This window comes from Halolamina salina (genome assembly GCF_054653455.1).
This window is the reverse complement of the sequence record NZ_BAAIGE010000002.1, coordinates 1,557,963-1,576,946: the sequence shown is the minus strand read 5'-3', so window position 1 is coordinate 1,576,946 and position 18,984 is coordinate 1,557,963. Positions and strand designations below refer to the sequence as shown.

Genomic DNA, 18,984 nt, shown 5'->3' with positions numbered 1-18,984 from the left:
TTACTGGTAGTCGACCTCGCCCGCGCCCTCGCCGACCCACGCGGACCGGTCGGGGTTGCGGGCTTCGAGGGGGTCGCTCCCCTTGTACCACGGGACGTTCTTGAGCTGTTCCTTGTTGTAGGCGAACTCGTCTTTCGTGTCCGCCGTGAACTCGAAGTTCTGGGTCAGGATGATCGCGTCGACGGGGCAGACCTCCTCGCACAGCCGGCAGTAGATACACTGCCCGACGTGGAGGTTGTACTGCTCGCCGTTGCGCTGCTCGTCCATCACGATCTGGATGGTGTCGTTCGGGCAGACGTTCTCACACTGCCGACACCAGATGCAGCGCTCCTGGCTGAACTTGTGGACCCCGCGGAACCGCGGGCTGACTTCGGGCGCGACCTCCGGGTACTCGACCGTGAAGGTGTTGCCGTCCAACGCGTGCTTCATCGTCGTTGCCATGCCTTTCAGGATTCCGATCATACAACCACCCCCACGATTAGGGCCGTGAGCACCAGATTGAGGAAGGAGAGCTCGAGCATCCCCTTCCAGCCGACTTCGATCAGCTGGTCGATACGCAGTCGCGGCGCCGCCGAGCGCAGCCACTGGGTGAACAGGAAGAACGCCCAGATCTTCACCACGAACCAGAGGAAGCCGATGCTCTCCGGCCCGGGGCCGGCCGCGCCGCCGAGGAACAGCACCGCGGTGATGGCGCCGCCGAGGAAGATGTGCAGGAACTCACCCAGGTACAGCAGCACGAAGTACACCGAGGAGTACTCGGTCTGGAACCCCGCGACGATCTCCGTCGGCGCCTCCGGGATGTCGAAGGGGTTCCGCCCCACCTCGGCGACGTTGGCCGCGAGGAACAGGACGAAGGCGAAGGGATTGACGATCGCGAACCACGACGGGATCGCGAGGCCGCCGATCGACACCAGCGTCTCCTGCTGGACGGCGACGATCTCGCTCATCCGGAGCGAGCCGGTAAACAGCACCACCGACATCCCCGTCACGACCAGCGGGATCTCGTAAGCGAGGTTCTGTGCGACCGCACGCAGCGCGCCCAGCATCGAGTACTTGTTGTTCGACGCGTAGCCCGCCATCACCATGCCGAGGCTGGCGATCGACGCGACCGCGAACACGTACGCCAGCCCGACCTCGGGGTCGGCGAGCTGGATGCCGCTGCCCATCGGGATCACCGCGAAGCCGAGCATCGCCGAGCCGGCGACGATCAGCGGCGCCACGTCCCACGCGGGGCGGTCGGCGCCCTCGGGGACGATCAGCTCCTTCGAGAGGAGCCGGAGCGCGTCGGCCGGGATCGTCCCAAGCCCCTTCGGACCGATGCGGTCGGCGGCGATGCGGTCGGTGAACTTCGCGGTGATCTTCCGCTTGGCCCACGGGCCGGCGACGCCGGTCATCGCGAGCATCACGTTGCCGACGATGAACGCCGCCAGCAGCGCGGCGACGAACTCGCCGACGACGCCGAAGCCGCCGAGGCCGAGCAGGTTCGCGAGCAGGTCCGGCAGCGGGGTCTCGGCCTGCAGCATCAACGGTCCACCTCCCCGAGCACGATGTCGAGGCTCCCCAGCGCGGCGATCATGTCGGGGATGTACTCCCCGTTACTCATCTCCGGTAGCGTCTGGAGGTTCGAGAAGCACGGGCTCCGGATCTTGAACCGGGCGGGCTTCTCGGTGCCGTCGGCGCGGATGTACACGCCGAGTTCGCCCTTCGCGCCCTCGACAGTACGGTAGATTTCCTTGTCGTCGTCCGGGCGCAGCGTCCGCGGAACGTTGGCCTGGATGTTGCGCTCCTCCTCGGGCCAGTCCTCGAGCAGGTCGACACACTGCTCGATGATCTTCGCGGACTCCTCGACCTCGCGCATCCGGACGAGCAGGCGGCTGAAGTTGTCACAGCCGTCCTCGGTGACGACGTCCCAGTCGAGCTCGTCGTAGTAGCCGTAGGGATCGTCGCGCCGGATGTCGTAGTCGATGCCCGAGCCGCGGGCGACCGGACCGGTCGCACCGTAGTTCTTCGCGACCTCCGGCGGCAGGATGCCGGTGTCGACGGTCCGCATCTGGAGGATCTCGTTGCCCGTGATGAGGTCGTGGTACTCCTCCAGCGCCTCGGGCAGTTCGTTGACGAACTCCCGGACCTTCTCGAAGAACTCCTCGCGGGGTTCGGGCAGGTCCCAGACGACCCCGCCGAGCCGGAAGTAGTTGAACATCAGCCGCTGGCCCGTGAGATCCTCGAGGATGTTCTGGGCCTTCTCGCGGTCCCGGATCGCGTACATGAAGATCGCGGTGAAGTCGCCGTAGATGTCGAGCGCGAACGTCCCGACGGCGAGCATGTGGGCCGCGATCCGGCAGAGCTCCGCGCCCATGGTGCGGATGATCTGTGCGTACTCCGGCACCTCGATGTCCGCGAGGTCCTCGGCCGCGCGGGCGTACGCCCACTCGTTGAGCAGCCCCGCCGAGATGTAGTCCCAGCGGTCCGGGTACGGCATGATCTGGTGGCGGTAGGTGCTCTTCTGGGCCATCTGCTCCTCGTTGCGGTGGAGGTAGCCGATGTCCGGCTCCACGTCGATCACCTGCTCGCCGTCGAGCGTGGTCTCGAGGTGGAGCACGCCGTGAGTCGCCGGGTGGTGGGGACCGATGTTGACGAACATCGTGTCCGAGTCGGACGCGGCGCGCTGGTCCTCCTGCAGCGGGTTCGCGTTCTCCCGCAGCGGGACCATCTGCGGCCGGTCCTGGTCGTAGTCCCGACCCATCGGGTGGCCCTGCCACGTCTCGGGCAGGAGGATCCGGCGCAGGTCGGGGTGGTCGTCGTACTCGATCCCCACCAGGTCGTACGCCTCCCGCTCGTGCCAGTCGGCGGTCCGGAACACCGGCTCCGCCGACTCGCTGACGGGGTTCTCCGAGTCGGTCGGGACGACGACGCTGACCTCGTCGGTCGGGTCGTCGAACTTCTTCAGGTGGTAGATCGACTCGTAGCGGTCGGGGTACTCCTCGGCGGTGACCAGCGAGAGGTGGTCGTAGCCCGCCTCCTCCTTGAGTCGGCCGAGCGTCTCCTGCACCGTGTCGGGCCGGATCACGAACGCCGGCGCGTTCATGTGGTCGTCGCGGTCGACCACGAGGTCGCCGAGCAGCGCCTCGAGGTCGGTCTCGCCGGACTCGATCTCCGGGGTCGCCTCGCCTTCCTGCAGGCTCATGGTGAATCAGCCCAGTTGTAGCGCATCACGAGGTCCTCCTCGTCGATCTCGGACGCGAGTTCGTCGACGATCTCGTCGCGTTCGAGGTCGCCGAACTGTTCGAGCTCGTAGGGCTTGACCGTCACCGGCGACGCCTCGCCGTTGGCGATCCGCTCCTGGAGCTTCGCGACGCCGTACACCAGCGCCTCGGGGCGGGGCGGGCAGCCCGGGACGTGGATGTCGACCGGGATGACCTCCTCGGCGCCCTTGATCACGTTGTACCCCTCCTGGAACGGGCCGCCGGAGATGGTACAGGAGCCCATGCCGACGACGAACTTCGGCTCGGGCATCTGGTCGTAGACGCGCTTCATCCGCGGGGCGAACTTCGAGACGATCGTCCCCGGGACGATCATCACGTCGGCCTGCCGGGGCGAGGCCCGCGGGACGCCGGCGTGGAAGCGGTCGAGGTCGTGCTTGACCGCGTAGGTGTGCATCATCTCGATGCTGCAGCAGGCGATCCCGAACTGCAGCATGAACATCGACGAGCCCCGGACCCAGTTCATGAACTTGTCGAACTTCGTGAGGATGAACGGCGAGGAGCCGAACGCCTCGCGAAGCTTGGAGTTGAACCGGTCGCCCTGGCCGCTCATACGGGCGTCGCGGGTCTCGGTCTGTACTTGTGCGTCGTCGGTTCGGAAGAGTTCTCGTTCGCTACTCATTGGTTTGCCTCCGTCTTCTCCTCGAGCGCGCGCGGACTGGACACCCACTGCACGGCGCCCTGCCGCCACGCCCAGACGAGCCCGACGACCAGCACCCCGATGAACACCAGCATCGGCGCGAGCACCTCCATCATGGAGGCGCCCCCTTCGAGGGCCGGTCGGTAGATGACCGTCCACGGGAAGATGAGGACGGTCTCGATGTCGAAGACGACGAACAGCAGCGCAACCATGTAGTACTGGATGTTGAACCGGATGCGCGTCGTCCCCGTCGGGATCTCGCCGCTCTCGTAGACGGCGCTTTTCCCCTGTTCAGGCACGCTGGGACGAAGCAGTGCCGACACCACCATCATCGCAACGGGGATGCCGACCGCAACAAGCGCCAGCGCGCCGATAGCTATCCATGGATTCATATCGGGTTCTCCGTAACGTTTCCGGGGTTCGACCCCACGGCTCTTAAGCGTTCATTTCCCCACGCGGGCGAGCGTGCGGACCAGTACCGTGGAAGTCGGGGAGTCGAACGGACGCGACGGCCGGCCCGGAGCACCCCGAGGCGGGTCACTCCTCGCGCTCGCGGAACCCGCGGACGCCGAGATCGTGCAGTGCCGCAGATACGTCGCCGACGCCCTCGCGGCGTTCGTCGTGGAGTTCCTCGAGGCGGTCCCGGACCTCGGGATACTCACGGGCGAGGATCTGGGCCGCCGACAGCGCGGCGTTGTACGACTTGCCGGCGTCGACGGCGGTGATCGGCGCGCCGGTGGGCATCCCGATCACGGAATCGACTGACTTCTCCTGCACCGGGACGCCGATCACGGGCAGCGGGAACGCGATCGAGGCGGTCATGTTCGGCAGGTCCGCGGACTTCCCGCCCGCGCCGGCGATTACCACTTCCAGCCCGCGGTCCTCGGCGGTCTCGGCGTAGGCGTACATCAGGTCGGGAGTTCGGTGGGCCGAGACCACGTAGGACTCGTAGCTGAACCGTCCCTCGGGCGGGTCGGCGTGGTCGGTCTGCTCAGAGAAGCCCAACGCGTCGAGCGCGTCGAACGCGCCCTGCATCGTGTCGAGGTCGGAGTCCGACCCCATGATGATCCCCACGTCGGGGGTGGATTCGTCCGGGCGGTCGGCGGCGGCGTCCGATTCGAGTCGGTCGATCAGGTCGGTAACTGAAGGCATGGTTACTCGGTGAACGTGAGGCGGTCGCGCAGCGATTCGGCCGTCGTCAGGGCGTCGGTCGCGTCCGCGGCGCCGGGATCGGTGACGGTGAGGTGGCCCATCTTCCGGAGCGGCCGGGCCTCCCGCTTCCCGTACCAGTGGAGGCTCGCGTCCGGCTCAGCGAGCACGGCGTCGACACCCGACAGCGTCGCCTCCTCAGGCTCGGCCACGTCGCCGAGGACGTTCGCCGACGCCGTGGGGGCGACGCGGTCGACCGGCCCGAGGGGCCAGCCGAGCACGGCGCGGACGTGCTGCTCGAACTGCGAGGTCGCGGCGCCCTCGATCGTCCAGTGGCCGGAGTTGTGCGGCCGGGGCGCGATCTCGTTGACGAGGATCTCCCCGTCCACGTCGAACAGTTCGACGCCGAACACGCCGCGGCCGTCGAGTTCGGCGAGCACCTGCTCGACCACCTCACGCGCTCGCTCCCGAGTCTCGTCGTCGACTCGCGGCGGCGAGACGGTCCCGCGCAGGATCTCCTCGCGGTGGATCGTCTCGGTCACGGGGAACACCCGCGTTTCCTCGTCGGCCCCCCGAACGCCGATCGCGGCGAGTTCGCGGTCGAAGTCGAGTAGCTCCTCCGCCACGGCGTCACCGCCGACCGTCTCCAGCGTGTGCTCGGCGTCGTCGATCTCGGTCACCGGCTCGTTCCCCCGGCCGTCGTAGCCACCTTCGCGGGCTTTCAGCATCGTCCCGCCGAAGCGGTCGACGGCGGTCTCCGCGGCGGCCGGCGAGTCCGCGGGGACGAACCGCGGGACGGGGATTTCCGCGCCCGCGAGCATCTCCTTCTCCCGGAGCTTGTCGCCAGTGACCGCCAGCGTCTCGGGGTCGGGGTGGACCGGCGTGCCCGTCTCGGCCCGCACGTCCGCGAGCAGGTCGGGGTCGGCGGTCTCGATCTCGAACGTGAGCACGTCTGCGCGCTCGGCCAGTTCGCGGACGGCGTCGGGATCGTCGAGTTCGCCCTCGATCTGGTCGGCGACCCGCGCGGCCGGGCAGTCGGGTGTCGGGTCGAGCACGACCACGTCGACGCCCAGCGGTGACGCGGCCTCGGCGAGCATCCGGCCGAGTTGGCCGCCGCCGACGACGCCGAGCGTGGGTCCGGGTAGCGTGACGCTCATGCGCGACGCTTCCGGACGAGTGTGTATAAGGATTGCTGGATCGGGATCGATATAGGCACGTTCGTGATTATACCCTCGACAGTGCGTCGCGGTCGAGGAACACGACGATATCCTCGCCCCAGAGCTTGAAGCGGTGCTCGCGAACCGCGTAGCCGTCGAGTTCGGCGGCGATCTCCTCGCGGGCGTCGTCGTGGGCGATCACGACCGGCGGCGCATCCACGAGCGCTTCGTCGGGCGGCGTGTCGGGCGCGCTGGAGTTCACGGTCGCGCCGGCGCGTTCGAGGTACCACGGCAGCGGCAGCCGGGAGTGCCACGACGGCCCGCCCGGCGGCGGCTGATCGAGGCTCGACTCGTTCGCGACGTAGAACTGTGTCCCGCCGCCGACACTGGTACCGTAGAACAGTACATCCGTCCCGTCGGTCCCGTCGGCGATGGCCGCCACGTCGTCCATCGTTCGCTGGAGGTCGTTCTCGGGCTGTGCCCACTGGAGCACCGCCCGGTCTTCCTCGCTCGCGCTGTTCCAGTAGTCGACGTTCAGGCCGACGACGCCGACGGTGCCGGCAGTGAGCAGGAGCACGGCGACCAGCGCCGACGCGCCGAGTTCGAGGCGTTCACCTCCGGCAACGCGTCGGAGCGCGTCGACGATCCTCTCTCCCTCGGTCGTCACCCCCCGCTCGACGGTGCCGACGAGCGCGGCCGCGCCGACAGCGGCCGGCACCGTCAGCGGGAGCACCGCGTGGGTCACGGCCCACGGCGCCTGAATGTCAGTCGCGATCGGGTAGCCGACGACGCTGGCGGCCGCCCAGTACAGGCAGAACGCGACGAGCAGGCGGCGGCGCGGTTCGCTCCCGCGACCGGCGGTGACCCCGTAGCCGTCGGCGAGGTATCCGACGAGCGCCAGCCCGAGAACGACGGGTGCGCCGAAGGCCAGCGTCTCCAGCGTGTCGTGGAAGAAGGCGAGGTAGGAGCGGTCGCCGCCGTCGCGCTCGAGCCACGTGCTCACCAGCTCCTCGCCCGTCTCCACCAGCGCGGCGTCGAGTACGTCGAGCAGATTTCCGACGCCGGAGAGCGCGCCCCAGATCTCCGGCCGGGGCGCGTACATCAGCACCGTGACCGCGAGGAACGTCCCCGCCAGTGCCGCGAGCGCGCCGCCGAGCCAGATCACGGCGGGGAGCGCGCCCGAGCGGCGATCAAGCCAGTCTCTAACGGCGGCGAAGTCTGCCCGAACCCGGGCCGTAGCGCCCGGTTCACCGCCACCAGTCGCAGCCCGGACCAGCCGGTGGTCGTAGCAGACGGCCGCGGCGCCGCCGAAGCAGGCGACGTAGAGGATCGCGTTCTCCTTGCTCGCGAAGCCGAGCGCGAGCGCCGCGCTCGCGGCGACCGCAGGCCCGAGTCGGCGGGTGTCGGCCGCCCGCACGAGCAGCGCGAACGCCGCGAACGCGAACGCGCCTACGAGCATGTCCGAGCGCATGAACCGCGAGTAGTAGAGCAGTAGCGGCTGGACCGTCAGTAGCAGCCCCAGCGCGACGATCTCCCGGTCGTCGAGGTGGCGGCGCAGCAGCCACGCCGACAGCGGGAGCGCGGCGGTGACGACCGCGACGGGGAACCGCGCCCAGAAGTCGGTCACTGGGACGACGTGGAACAGCAGTGCGTCGGCGTGCTGGACGAACGGGCCGTGGATTATCGGCCGGTAGTGGAACTGCCCGGTCTCGTGGTAGCGCAGGATCCAGTAGCCGACGCGGCCCTCGTCCCAGTGGAACACCCGGCTGCCGAGGCCGGCCAGTCGGAGCGCGAGCGAGAGGACCGACAGCCCGACCAGCGCCCGGAGCGCGCGGCGGCCCGCGCGATCGCCCCGGCTCGACGGGTGGTCCCCCCGTGACATGGACGGGCGTTCCGAGTGGAGCTATGAAGCTCTGTGGGTTCGGTTCGCTACTCCCCGTCTCCCTCGTCGGCCTGCTCCTGAAGCCCCTCCTTGACGCCGCGGACGATCGCCTCCAGTTCGTCCGAGTCGGCGTCGATGTCGACGTTCAGCGAGAGCGTGTGCGGCTGGGACGCCGCTTCGGAGTCGCCGGTGGCAGGCTCCCCGTCGGCGCCCTCCGCCGCCGCGGCCGCCTTGGCCTCCTCGGCGGCCGCTCTCGCCGCCTCGGCCGTCTCCGTGATCTCGTCGATCGCTCGTTGGACCGACTCCGGCGGCTCCCCGCCCTCCCCGGCTTCCTCGGCCGATTCAGCCGCGTCCTCGGTGCCCGATTCGGCCGCCTCTTCGGTCCCCTCGGCGGCGTCTTCAGCCGTCTCTTCGGCCGCTTCGTCCGTCTCCTCCGCAGTTTCCTCGGCCGCCTCTTCCGCAGTTTCCTCGACCTTTTCCCCGGTCTTCTCGACTTCCTCGGCTGTCTCCTCGACTGCCTCGGCCGCCGCTTCGACAGTCTCCTCCGCTTCCTCGACCGCCCTTTCCCCGGTTTCTTCGCCTCCCTCGGCCGACTCCTCCTCCCCTTCGTCGCCGCCGGACTCCCCCTCGCCGACGGAGATAGTGATCCCCGGGCCGTCGTCGATATCGATGTGGACGGTCTCGCCGTCCTCGCCGAGTTCGATCGAGCCGCCGTCCGGGATCGGCTCCCCGCCGTCGGGTTCGAGATCCGAATCGTCGGACCCTCCGGTCCGGATGTCGATCCCCTCAGGGAGGGTCACGTCCGACAGCTCCGTCCCGTCGTCGACGCTGATCTCCACGTCGGCGTCCTCGTCCAGCGTGATCTGGAGCCCGCCGTCGTCGTCGATCGAGACGTCGACACCCTCCACGCCGTCGAGCTGGTCTCCCGCCAGCGCCTCGGCGGCTGCTTCCAGCCCCGAGGGGATCTCGGCCGACGATTCCTCCGTCGGTTCGTCAGCCGATTCGTCCGCCGAATCCTCCGTCGATCCCTCCGCCGACTCGGCTCCAGACTCGCTCTCCGTCTCGTCCTCGGTTCCCTGCTGTGCCTCGATATCCGACGCGACGCTGTCGATCGTCTCGGCGGCGTCGGCGACCGTCGACGCGATCTGTTCGACCTCGCCGGCGGTCGCCTCGATCGACTCCTGTGCCGCCTCGCCCGCGGCCTCCTCGGCGACCGCTTCGGCCTGCTCCGTGGCCACCTCCCGCGCGGTCTCCTTGGCGACGCGGGCGGCAGTCTCCCGAGCGACCGATTCGGCCGCCTCCTCGGCGGCCACGCGGGCGATCTCCTCGGCGGCGTCCTCCGCCGCTTCGCGGGCGACGGTTCGGGCCGTCTCTGCGGCCTCGCTCTCGGCGGTCTCCGTCGCGACGTGTCTCGCGGTCTCCTCGACGTTCCCGGCCGCCACTTGGGCAGTTTCGGCAGCGCTCTCGGCTTTCGCGGCGGCAGCGTCCGCCTCGTCGGCCGCGTCCGCGGTGGCCTCCTCCGCGACCGCTCCGGCCTGCTCCTCCGCGACCGACTCGGCCACCTCCTCGGCCGTCTCGCGCGCCACCGTGCGCGCGGCCTCGGCGACGGCCCGTTCGGCCGCCTCCTCAAGCGCGGAGTCGTCGATCGACGGTTCTGGCTCGGACGCGGAGTCGGCCGTCTCCTCGGCGCCTGCTGCTTCGGCGTCCGCCTCGTCGATCTCGCCGTTCCCGTCTCCCTCACCGCCGGCCTCCTCGGGAAGCCGGTACCGGCCTTCGTCGTCGCGGTCGAGCAGGCCGGTCCACTCGTAGGCGTCGAGCAGCGTGGACAGCCCCGGCTCCACGCGGGTGGCGTCGACGTCCTGCTCGGTCAGGTCGGCGAGGATCGGGACGAGCGTCTCCTCGTCGGTCGGGTTCTCGGCGAGCACGCCGCGGAGATCGTCGGTGAGCGGCCAGTTCGCGAGCAGCTCTCGGGCCTCTTCGCGGGCGCGTTCGTCGTCGCCGGCCGCGAGCGCGTCGGCGAGCGCCGCGCCGGCCCCGGTGAGTCGGTGTTTCTGTCGGTGCGGTTCGAGGACGCCCAGCTCCTCCAGAAACCGCGTCTGTCGGCCGACCACGTCCGAGACGCCGGTATACTCTTCGACCGCCGAGGTGTACCGTGGCTCCTCGTCGGCCCCGGCTTTGGCCCACCCCGCGAGGATCTCCTTGAGGGTGTCGAGGTTGACACCCTTCGGGATGTTGTGTTCGGACATACCGAAAACGATAGCTCCGGTACACGAAAATCCACCGGCCGTTCTGCCGCCAGAGCGGCGCGTGACGTGATCTCAGTCCTCGCCGACCGTGATCACGGGGACGTCGGCCTGCCGGACCGTCTTCTCGGCGACGCTGCCCAGCAGCACGCGGTCGATCCCGTCGCGGCCGGTCGCGCCCATCACGACCGCGTCCAGCCCCGCCGCCTCGACCGTCGCGAGGATCTCCGCGTCCGGATCCCCCGTCTCGATGTGGGTGGTCACGTCCCCGATCCCGCGGGCCTCGGCGGCCTCGACCACCTCGTCGACGGCCGTCCGTGCGGCCCCCTCGCCCTCGCTGACCACGTCGCCCGCGCTGGCCAGCAGCGAGTCGTCGTTCACCGTGAGGACGTGCACGTCCGCGTCGAGTTCGGCCGCGAAGTCGAGGCCGTGTCGGGCCGCCCGGAGCGCCTGATCGCTGCCGTCGGTGGGGAGCAACAGCCCGCCGTAGGGGAACTCGAACGCCTCCTCCTCGATCGGCGCGGTGAGCACGGGCATGGGTGCGAGCCGGACGACCTTCCCGGTCACGCTGCCCAGCAGGTACCGCGAGAGCCCCTGACGGCCGTGGGTCGGCATCGCGATCAGGTCGTGCCCCTCGTGTTCGGCGTAGTCGACGATGGTCTTCGCGGGCGTGCCCTGCTCGACGCTGGTGGCGTACTCGACGCCGAGCGAGTCGAGCACGCCGCCCGCCTCGTCGAGCACGTCCTCGCCCTCCCGGACCAGCGTGTCGACCACGTCGCCGTCGCCGGCGACGGTCACGCTGTCCCGCCCCGTGTTGGCGACGTACAGCAGTTCGACGCTCGCGTCGTCCCAGTTCGCGAGCTCGGCGGCGTGGTAGAGCAGGCTGCTCTCGACGGCAGCCTCGTCGACGGGGAGGAGGATACTGTCGTACATGGGCCGACGTTGGAGCGGGGGGTAGGTAAGCGCTGTTGCGGCTGTCGGGCTACCCGTGGCTGACGCCCTCGCGCTCGTCGGCGGTCTTCCGCCGGATCGCGGCCTGGGCGTTGCTGGCGTCGTAGCCGAAGAAGGTGTCCTTCCCGTAGCGTTCGGCGACCTCCGCCGCGTGGATCAGGTTGTCCACGTCCACGTCGACGGCGTACAGTTCGATCGAGAACGGCGTGCCCGCCTCCGGCGTCTCCGGCGACCAGCCGAGCAGGTCCTGAAAGCCCGAGGCGATCGTCTCCAGCCAGTACGTCGTGCTGTAGTGGGTGTCGTACACCGGCACGACGTACTCGTCGACGTAGGCCGACAGCACCGAGAGGTCCAGCCCCGCCCGCTCGAACAGGTGGCCCGGGTACGGGTCGGGGTAGAGCGTGAGGTAGGTCCGCCCGGGGATGCGCTCGCTGGCCTCCTTCACGAACTCGGTGATGACGCTGCCGCGCCAGTCGAACCGGTCCTCGTACTCGCTCTCGGCGAACAGCCGCTCACAGCGGTCACACCGGCAGTACTCCGCGCGCGGGAACCCCACGTCGTCGAGGCGCACGTCCTCGTTGACGGCGGCGCAGTCCGAAATCGTCTCCAGCAGCCCCTCGCGGTACCCCTCGTGTGTCGGGCAGACGTACCCCCAGTCGAAGTAGGGCTGCTCGCGGGTCGCCTCGTTCCCCTCGTCGTCGACCGGGAGGAGTTCCGGGCTGGACTCGCCGGCGGCGGTGTCGCCGAAACAGGAGACCATGTTCACCGCGTTCGGCAGCGGCTCCGCGGCCCGGCCGGTCACGTCCTTCACCTCGTAGAACCCCCGGTCGAACGCCGACCACTCCACCTCCTCCTCGTTGCGCGTGACGACCCCGTACATGGGGGAGAACTGGGCGCGGCGGCGGGTAAGTGGTTCGCTCCCGGCGGCCGCGGCGCTCGCGAGGAGAGTGGCGAAAGAACGTTACGCGACGGAGCGCGCAGTCGGTCGCGCGCCGTAGTTGGGTTACACAACTACGGCATGGGTTCCGTTACTGCGCGACGGAGCGCGCAGCAGGTCGCGCGCCGCAGTTGGTGACACAACTACGGCATGGGTTCCGTTCCTGCGCGACGGAGCGCGCATCAGGTCACGCGCCGTAGTTGGCTTACTCTTCGGACTCGACTTCGACTTCCACGGGTTCGGCGTCGCCGCCGACGAGGAAGTAGACGAGCGTCACGAACGCGAGCACCAGCAGCAGTTTGGCTTTCGTGGACATACGCGACCGTTGGAACGTCCGGGACATAAAGCCGCCGACCCCGATTCAGAGCTCCCGCCGGACGTAGTCGTCGACGGCCAGCGCCTGCTCGGGATCGCTGGTGAAGAAGCCGTCCCAGACGCCGTCGTCGCCCTGTATCGCCAGCAGCGCCAGCGGGTCCGGCTCCTCGGGCTGCTCGGCGTCTGGCGGGCGGTGGACCACGAACCACGAGTCGCGGTAGTCGGCCGACTCGCCGGCGTGGACGGTGACGCCGAGTTCGGCCGCCCGCTCGGCGCCGCCGTCGTCGTCGACGCCGTAGACGTGCGTGTCCACGCCGCTCTCGCCCAGCCGGCGGTACACGCGCTGGGTCCCCTGCTCGTCGACGATCCGGGAGAGCTGCTGGAACGACGCCCGGTGGGTGCCGGCGCCGCGCTCCCAGGCGGTCCGCTCGATGTGGCGGGAGACGGCGATCAGCAGGAGCTTCTCCTTGTGGGATTGGGGGTAGCCCCGGAGCCGGAACTGCACGCCCTCCAGTCCGGTGATCACCGCCGGGAGGTTCGTCTCTTCGAGGCTCGTCGAGCCGGTGACGAACGCGTCGGAGTTGGTGAACAGCAGCGACTCCGACACCGCCGAGAGCGGCGACTGGGCGAGTACCTCCCCCTCGCCATCGAGCAGCAACACCGTGTCCTCGGGGACCCCTTCGACGGCGGCCTCGTCGACGGTCACCGACTGCTCGGCAAACATCCCCGCGAGCAGCGCCCGGAGCTGCTCGGGCTGGCTCCGGTTCGCGAGCACGAGTGCTCGCTCGGCGCCCTCGTGTTCGTCGACGAGCCGGCGCAACGACATCTTGTCATCGATTTCGGTGGTCGCTTGTATATGCCCTTCGGCGGACCGAGCCGCGACGCGGGGGAAAACGCCTTGTCAGTCGCCCCGCAACCGCCGACCATGGCCCTCCGACCGAATCGACACGCGAGCGTCCTCCTCGCCCGTGTCACGCTCGGCGTGTTCGCCGTGACCGGCGCGGCCGTCGCGCTCTCGGAGTGGGGAATCCTCCCCCGGCAAGCGCTTCTCGTCGCCGCGCCGGCGATCGCCGCCGCGCTGCTGCTCGATACGTTCCTCTACAACGAGTTCCTGATCGGCGGCGGCACCCAGTGGCTCTGGGTGGAGATCTACGCGTTCCTCTACGTCCAAGCGGTCATCGTCGGCGCGGTCGCCCGCGGGCTCCGGGCCTACTGGACCGAACCGATCGACGGCTGAGCCCGGCCTCAGTCCCCCAGCGCCGCGAGGATCGGCTCCAGCTTCAGCCCGACCTCCTCCCACTCCGCCTCGGGATCGCTGTCGGCGACGATCCCGTTGCCCGCGAACAGGGTGGCGCGCCGGCCCCCCGCGACCGCCGAACGAATGCCGACAGCGAACTCGCCGTCGCCGTCGGCGTCGAACCAGCCGACTGGGGCGGCGTACCAGCCGCGCTCGAACGTCTCCGTCTCCCGGATCACGCGCTCGGCGGTCGCCGTCGGCAGGCCGCCCATCGCGGGCGTCGGGTGGAGCGCCTCGACGAGGTCGAGGACGTGCCGGTCGCCGTCGAGGTCGGCCTCGATCGGCGTGTGGAGATGTTGGACGGTCGCCAGCTTCCGGACACCCTGCTCGGCGACGGTCACATCACCCAGCGGCGAGAGGTGTTCCTCGATGGCCTCGGTGACCAGCGCCTGCTCGTGCTGGAGCTTCTCACTTTCGAGCAGCGAGTCGGCGAGCGTGGCGTCCTCCTCGGGCGTCTCCCCGCGTGCGACCGTGCCAGCGAGGGCCTCCGTGCGGGCGTGTCGGCCGTCGAGGCGGACCAGCCGCTCGGGCGGGACGCCGAAGAAGCCCGCCTCGTCGGACGGCTGGGTCAGGAAGCGGAAGCAGTCGGGGTAGGAGCGCCGCAGCCGTTCGAGCGTGTCTGGGATCGTGAGCTTCTCCTCCAGCGTGACCGCCAGCGCGACCGCGAGCACCACCTTCCGCAGGTCGCCGGCCTCGATGCGCTCGATCGCCGCCTCGATACCCGCGGCCCACTCGGCCTCGGTGGTCGTGCGTCGGCTGGCGACGATCCCCGGCGGGTCGCCCACGGGACGCATCGCCGGCAGTTCCGCGATCTCCTCGGCGACGCGCTCCACGTCGCGTTCGAGGGCGTCGCGGTCGCCGTCCACACGGACGACCGTGAGGTGGGTCGCCTCGTCGGTCCGGACGAGTTGGACCCGTGGCAGCACGAACGCCGCCGGCGGGAACCCCTCCCACGGCGGCGCGGGCTCGTGGTCGTCGTGGAACGCGGCGCCACCGAAGAAGCGGGGTCTGGCGGCGCCGTCCGGGGTCTCCGCGCCGGCGAACGTCGTCTCGGCGGCGTCCCGAACCGTCTCGAACCGCTCGGCCCCCTCGCCGGTCAGTCGGACGGCCTCGCCGGCGCCGACCACTTCCAGCCCGTCCGGGGCGGCCCAGTGGACACGCGGTGCTCTCCGGCCGGCGAGGAACGCGCGGAACGAGGCGTCCGGCACCTCCCGGCTCTCGGCGACGAGCGTCGTCTCGGCCGGGTCGACGCCGGCCTGCCGCGGTGACTCCATCTGCTCTCTCTTTTCGGTGGGCGGCCCTAACTGTACCGCTCCTCGTTCCACGGGTTCGCGGAGTCGGAGTACCCCCGCTTCTCCCAGTAGCCGAGTTCGGGCTCGGTGAGGAACTCGACGCCGCTCACCCACTTCGCGCCCTTGTAGGCGTACTTGTGGGGCGTGACCACCCGGAGCGGCCCGCCGTGTTCGGCGGGGAGCGGCTCGCCGTCGAACGCCCAGACGAACATGACCTCCCGGCGGTCACACTCCGCGAGCGGGAGATCGGTCGTGTAACCGTCGTGGGCGTGGAACATGACGTGCTCGGCGTCGTCCTGCACGCCGACCGCGTCGGCGAGTTCGGGGAACGGCAGCCCGGTGAACTCGCAGTCGAACTTCGACCAGCCGGTGACGCAGTGGAAGTCCTGAATCTGGGTCTCGGGCGCGAGCGCTTTGAACTCCGCGGCGGAGAACTCCCGCTCGTCCTCGACGGCGCCGGAGACGGTGAACGTCCAGTCGTCGTCGACGGCCGGCGTCTCCCCCTTCGACAGCACCGGGAAGCTCTCGGTCTGCCGTTGGCCCGGCGGGAGGCGCTCGCCGTCGAACTCCTCGTGGAGCGCCGTAACGTCCGTAGTCATACTCGAACCCAGTGGGTCCGTTCACCTATGGTTATCGGAATCGGCGGGCCGAGAGGTGATCGCGACGACACCGCGAACCGGAAGGAAAGCGCTTCTACGGCACGTTCTCCGTTCGGGGGGATGCGCCAACGAACTTAAATACCCGCTGTGCCAAACCCCCCTGACAGATGCCCAAGGTCGATCTCACCGTCCCCGAGCACCTCGAAATGCAGATCGCACAGCTCGTCGAGCAGGGCGAGTTCGTGGATCGGAACGAAGCCGTCGAAGAGCTGCTCTCGACGGGACTGAAAGCCTACAAGACCAGTGGCCCGATGGACGACGAGGAGCCCGAGTACGAGGAGGAGGGCATGATGGGCCACGAGGACGAGTACGTCTTCTGACGCCGTTTTCCGCGAGTATCGCTCGCAGCCCTGAGTCTCGGCCGTCCGTGTGAGACATCACCCCAATAACGTTTAACCGCCGGAACCGCGTGGTTCGGGTATGCACAAGGACGAACTGCTCGAACTCCACGAACAGATGGTGATCATCATGGAGAACTTCCGGGACCGCGAGGACGTCGAGGAGGGGACGTTCGACGAGTACGACGAGCTCGACGTGGACCCCTCCCACGTCCACAAATCCAAAAGCGAGCACAAACACGCCGTGTTCGTGCTCGGTAACGCCCTCGCCAACGCGATGAGCGACGACGAGTTCTCCTCGGCCGGCCGGATCGGTAAGCGGATGCAGGAGCTCGCCGAGGACGCCGAGAGCCGACTGTAAATGAGCGAGCCGGCTCGGCTCGCCCGGGCCCGCACGGTCGCGGAGCTGCTGGACGCAGCCGTCACGCTCCCGCTGGTCGGGGACGTCGGGATCGACGGCATCGTCGGCCTGCTGCCCGTCGCCGGGGACTGGCTGATCGTCCTCCCATCGACGTACATCGTCTACCAGGGCTACCGACTGGGGATGCCCAAACGCACCTGCCTCTGGATGCTGCTGCTCGTTCTACTCGAAGCGGCGCTCGGGAGCGTCCCGCTGTTCGGTGACCTGCTCGACGTCGCGTGGAAAGGCAACCGGCGGAACGTCGCACGGATCGAACGTCACGTCTCCGCCGACTGACCTCACTCGTCGAGCCACGTCTCGGCCCACTCGGCGATCTCGTCGAACGCGCCGTGAAGCTCCTGCCCTTTCCGCGTCAGCGAGTAGTACACCGCGACGGGGCTGCCCTCCGCGACTCGGCGCTCGACGTACCCCTGCTCCTCCAAGTCGTCGAGCACGCGCGAAAGCGTCTGGGAGTTGGCGTCGGTGGCGCGCTTGAGTTCGTTGAACCGCAGTTCGCCCTCCCTGAGCACGTGGATGACGGTCATCCGCCAGCGGGAGCCGATCTGTTCGAGCGTCTCGATCACGGGGCAGTCCCGGTACTCGGCTTCGAGGTCGGCGGTCGATGACATCGGTGTAACCTGGTCACGCCGACGTTCGCGGAACTATTTGTCGGTCACTCTCCAACATCAGGTGTGACGACGTAACCACGTCGTCGTGACACCCACCATGGACGTACTCCTACTCGGCGCGAGCGGACGGATCGGACGACGAACCGCGACGGAGCTTCTCGACCGGGGGCACCGCGTCACTGGCGTCTCCCGGAGCGGGGCGGTCGAGGGCGTCGACGACGACCAGTTCGTCGCCGTCGCCGGCGACGCCACCGACGCCGCCGCGGTCGCCAAGCTCGCGGCCGGCCACGACGCCGTCGTCTCGGCGCTCGGCCCCAGCGAGGACGAGGACCCCGAGGTGCTGACGACGATGATCGAGGCCGTGATCGAGGGGATGCGCCGCGGCGGCGTCGACCGCCTCGTCTGGACCGGCGGCGCGGGCATCCTGCGTGTCGGCCCCGACACCCGCCTCATCGAGACCGACGACTTCCCCGAGGAGTGGGTGCCGGTCGCCAGCGCCGCCATCGACGCCTACGGGCGCCTCGAGGAGATCGAGGACATCGAGTGGAGCTACGTCGCGCCCGCGGCGCTGATCGAACCCGGCGAGCGGACCGGGGAGTACCGCACCGCGGTCGACGAACTGGTGACCGACGAGTCGGGCGACAGCTACGTCTCGATGGAGGACTTCGCGATCGCGCTCGTCGACGAGCTGGAGTCCGGCGACGGCGTCCACGAGAAGTTCGGCGTCGGCTACTGAACACGCGAGGCGGGACGTTTTTGCTCCCGCCAGCCGACCGCCCGGCCATGTCCTCCACCGCCGAGGAACCGAGCGATCGGTTCCTGACGATGCTGGGCGTCGGATCGGCCCTGATGCAGATCGTCGCCTTCACCGCCGTCGGCGTGCTGACGCTCGAAAGCGTCCCCTACGGCGTCGCCGTCGGCGGCCTCTCCGGGGTCGGCGCGTTCCTGTTCCTCCCGTGGTTCGTCGGACTCTCGGCCGCGATGGACGACGGCGAGCGGTTCGCCGCGGCGACGGACCGCGTCGATCGGAGCGCCGGCCCGGGGCTGCTCGGGCTCGGCCTCGAAGTCGGCGCGATCGGCATGCTCGCACTCGGGTTCGCTCGCGGCCCCGACCTGCTGCTGGGACTCCCGGCCGGGCTGGCCGTCGCCGTCGGCGTCTACCTCGTCGGCTCGTTCCTGCTCGCTCGGTAGGCGTGTCCCCCCGGTTCACAGCGTCCGGGACATCCGGTGAGCAGCGCCCATCGGGCTCACCGTCGAGAAGCCAGCGTGGCTGTAGAATCGCTGAATCCCGCGATTCCGTGATTCGACGGTCAGCCAGACGTACCTGACGCCCTGCTCCCGGGCGTACCCCAGCCCGTTCGCCATGAGGCGGCTGCCGACCCCGGCGTGCTGGTACTCCTGGTGGACGAAGATCGCGAGTTCGTGGCGGTCGATACCGTCGGGGACGAAGCTCACGTGACCCACGGGCTGCCCGTCGTGGATCGCGACGACGTTCACGCCGTCGAGGAGGTCGTCGATCCACGCCTCGATGTTCTCGGTGCCGACCGGGGGCGTCCCCTGTGCCCGCAGTTCCGGGTCGAACTCGTGATACATCTCGACCAGCCCCGCGAAGTCCTCCTCGCGGTACGGCCGGACCCGTACCTCCCGCCCCTCGCCGTCGACGAACGTCTCCGGGGGCGCAGTCGGGCGGATCCGCGACGGCCTGATGCGATCGAGGAGTCCGTCGACGCCCCAGCGTAGCTTTCCTATCACGACTCTCCACCTGTGGTACTTGTGCACATATCACGAGTCGATCCGTATAAACGCTCTTGCCGGGGGATAGCCCCCGGAACTAA

Annotated in this window: 22 protein-coding genes; 6 read left to right on the top strand and 16 right to left on the bottom strand. The window is 69.3% G+C overall.

What is annotated here, in order from left to right; genetic code table 11:
• The 12 genes from ACYQZ5_RS08510 to ACYQZ5_RS08455 all read right to left on the bottom strand — a co-directional run bounded on the left by ACYQZ5_RS08510 (position 1) and on the right by ACYQZ5_RS08455 (position 13,360).
• Complete coding sequence (locus ACYQZ5_RS08510) at positions 1–462, bottom strand: NuoI/complex I 23 kDa subunit family protein (RefSeq protein ID WP_379730637.1); 462 nt, start codon at positions 460–462, stop codon at positions 1–3.
• Positions 459–1,523, bottom strand: coding sequence for a complex I subunit 1/NuoH family protein (locus ACYQZ5_RS08505; RefSeq protein ID WP_379730638.1), 1,065 nt, complete (start codon positions 1,521–1,523; stop codon positions 459–461). The genes ACYQZ5_RS08510 and ACYQZ5_RS08505 overlap by 4 nt, the downstream gene beginning before the upstream one ends.
• Complete coding sequence (locus ACYQZ5_RS08500) at positions 1,523–3,184, bottom strand: NADH-quinone oxidoreductase subunit D-related protein (protein ID WP_379730639.1); 1,662 nt, start codon at positions 3,182–3,184, stop codon at positions 1,523–1,525. The genes ACYQZ5_RS08505 and ACYQZ5_RS08500 overlap by 1 nt, the downstream gene beginning before the upstream one ends.
• Entirely contained in the window at positions 3,181–3,882 is a 702-nt protein-coding gene (locus ACYQZ5_RS08495; protein WP_053947731.1) for an NADH-quinone oxidoreductase subunit B, read from the bottom strand. The genes ACYQZ5_RS08500 and ACYQZ5_RS08495 overlap by 4 nt, the downstream gene beginning before the upstream one ends.
• Entirely contained in the window at positions 3,879–4,292 is a 414-nt protein-coding gene (locus tag ACYQZ5_RS08490; protein WP_379730640.1) for an NADH-quinone oxidoreductase subunit A, read from the bottom strand. The genes ACYQZ5_RS08495 and ACYQZ5_RS08490 overlap by 4 nt, the downstream gene beginning before the upstream one ends.
• A 145-nt stretch (positions 4,293–4,437) precedes the next feature.
• Positions 4,438–5,052 carry a 5-(carboxyamino)imidazole ribonucleotide mutase gene (purE, locus tag ACYQZ5_RS08485; RefSeq protein WP_379730641.1) on the bottom strand — a complete coding sequence of 205 codons (615 nt, stop codon included), beginning with the start codon at positions 5,050–5,052 and terminating at the stop codon, positions 4,438–4,440.
• Positions 5,053–5,054: 2 nt separating this feature from the next.
• Entirely contained in the window at positions 5,055–6,206 is a 1,152-nt protein-coding gene (locus ACYQZ5_RS08480; RefSeq protein WP_379818961.1) for a 5-(carboxyamino)imidazole ribonucleotide synthase, read from the bottom strand.
• Positions 6,207–6,273: 67 nt separating this feature from the next.
• A complete protein-coding gene (locus ACYQZ5_RS08475; protein WP_459845834.1) occupies positions 6,274–8,088 on the bottom strand; it encodes a flippase activity-associated protein Agl23 in 1,815 nt (604 codons plus the stop codon).
• Between the two features lie 47 nt (positions 8,089–8,135).
• On the bottom strand, positions 8,136–10,334 hold the full coding sequence (locus ACYQZ5_RS08470; RefSeq protein WP_459845832.1) for a hypothetical protein: 2,199 nt from the start codon (positions 10,332–10,334) through the stop codon (positions 8,136–8,138).
• Between the two features lie 72 nt (positions 10,335–10,406).
• Positions 10,407–11,264 carry a universal stress protein gene (locus ACYQZ5_RS08465; RefSeq protein ID WP_459845830.1) on the bottom strand — a complete coding sequence of 286 codons (858 nt, stop codon included), beginning with the start codon at positions 11,262–11,264 and terminating at the stop codon, positions 10,407–10,409.
• A 49-nt stretch (positions 11,265–11,313) separates the two neighbouring features.
• A complete protein-coding gene (locus tag ACYQZ5_RS08460; protein ID WP_379732546.1) occupies positions 11,314–12,162 on the bottom strand; it encodes a hypothetical protein in 849 nt (282 codons plus the stop codon).
• A 418-nt stretch (positions 12,163–12,580) separates the two neighbouring features.
• Complete coding sequence (locus ACYQZ5_RS08455) at positions 12,581–13,360, bottom strand: DICT sensory domain-containing protein (protein ID WP_459845828.1); 780 nt, start codon at positions 13,358–13,360, stop codon at positions 12,581–12,583.
• Positions 13,361–13,459: 99 nt separating this feature from the next.
• Between ACYQZ5_RS08455 and ACYQZ5_RS08450 the strand changes: the two genes are divergently transcribed.
• The gene (locus ACYQZ5_RS08450; protein ID WP_379732955.1) at positions 13,460–13,771 is read left to right on the top strand and encodes a hypothetical protein; all 312 of its coding nucleotides are present in this window, start codon (positions 13,460–13,462) and stop codon (positions 13,769–13,771) included.
• Positions 13,772–13,779: 8 nt separating this feature from the next.
• Here the strand turns inward: ACYQZ5_RS08450 and ACYQZ5_RS08445 are convergent, their stop codons facing one another.
• Positions 13,780–15,105 (bottom strand): isochorismate synthase, encoded by a 1,326-nt coding sequence (locus ACYQZ5_RS08445; protein WP_459845825.1) that lies wholly within the window; start codon positions 15,103–15,105, stop codon positions 13,780–13,782.
• Between the two features lie 26 nt (positions 15,106–15,131).
• Positions 15,132–15,722: a sulfite oxidase-like oxidoreductase gene (locus ACYQZ5_RS08440; RefSeq protein ID WP_379732464.1), complete on the bottom strand. Its 591-nt coding sequence runs from the start codon at positions 15,720–15,722 to the stop codon at positions 15,132–15,134.
• 167 nt (positions 15,723–15,889) lie between these two features.
• Between ACYQZ5_RS08440 and ACYQZ5_RS08435 the strand changes: the two genes are divergently transcribed.
• The 3 genes from ACYQZ5_RS08435 to ACYQZ5_RS08425 all read left to right on the top strand — a co-directional run bounded on the left by ACYQZ5_RS08435 (position 15,890) and on the right by ACYQZ5_RS08425 (position 16,817).
• On the top strand, positions 15,890–16,102 hold the full coding sequence (locus tag ACYQZ5_RS08435; RefSeq protein ID WP_053947743.1) for a DUF7120 family protein: 213 nt from the start codon (positions 15,890–15,892) through the stop codon (positions 16,100–16,102).
• Between the two features lie 100 nt (positions 16,103–16,202).
• Positions 16,203–16,481 (top strand): UPF0058 family protein, encoded by a 279-nt coding sequence (locus ACYQZ5_RS08430; protein ID WP_379732463.1) that lies wholly within the window; start codon positions 16,203–16,205, stop codon positions 16,479–16,481.
• On the top strand, positions 16,482–16,817 hold the full coding sequence (locus tag ACYQZ5_RS08425) for a DUF4112 domain-containing protein (protein ID WP_379732462.1): 336 nt from the start codon (positions 16,482–16,484) through the stop codon (positions 16,815–16,817). It begins immediately after the preceding gene.
• Positions 16,818–16,819: 2 nt separating this feature from the next.
• Here the strand turns inward: ACYQZ5_RS08425 and ACYQZ5_RS08420 are convergent, their stop codons facing one another.
• Positions 16,820–17,149 (bottom strand): winged helix-turn-helix transcriptional regulator, encoded by a 330-nt coding sequence (locus tag ACYQZ5_RS08420; protein WP_379732461.1) that lies wholly within the window; start codon positions 17,147–17,149, stop codon positions 16,820–16,822.
• A 97-nt stretch (positions 17,150–17,246) separates the two neighbouring features.
• On the opposite strand from ACYQZ5_RS08420, the gene ACYQZ5_RS08415 reads away from it, so the two are divergent.
• Complete coding sequence (locus ACYQZ5_RS08415) at positions 17,247–17,885, top strand: NAD(P)-dependent oxidoreductase (RefSeq protein ID WP_459845822.1); 639 nt, start codon at positions 17,247–17,249, stop codon at positions 17,883–17,885.
• 47 nt (positions 17,886–17,932) lie between these two features.
• The gene (locus ACYQZ5_RS08410; protein ID WP_379817948.1) at positions 17,933–18,340 is read left to right on the top strand and encodes a hypothetical protein; all 408 of its coding nucleotides are present in this window, start codon (positions 17,933–17,935) and stop codon (positions 18,338–18,340) included.
• Between the two features lie 15 nt (positions 18,341–18,355).
• On the opposite strand, the gene ACYQZ5_RS08405 is transcribed toward ACYQZ5_RS08410, so the two are convergent.
• On the bottom strand, positions 18,356–18,901 hold the full coding sequence (locus ACYQZ5_RS08405) for a GNAT family N-acetyltransferase (protein WP_379732317.1): 546 nt from the start codon (positions 18,899–18,901) through the stop codon (positions 18,356–18,358).
• Between the last annotated feature and the right edge of the window lie 83 nt (positions 18,902–18,984).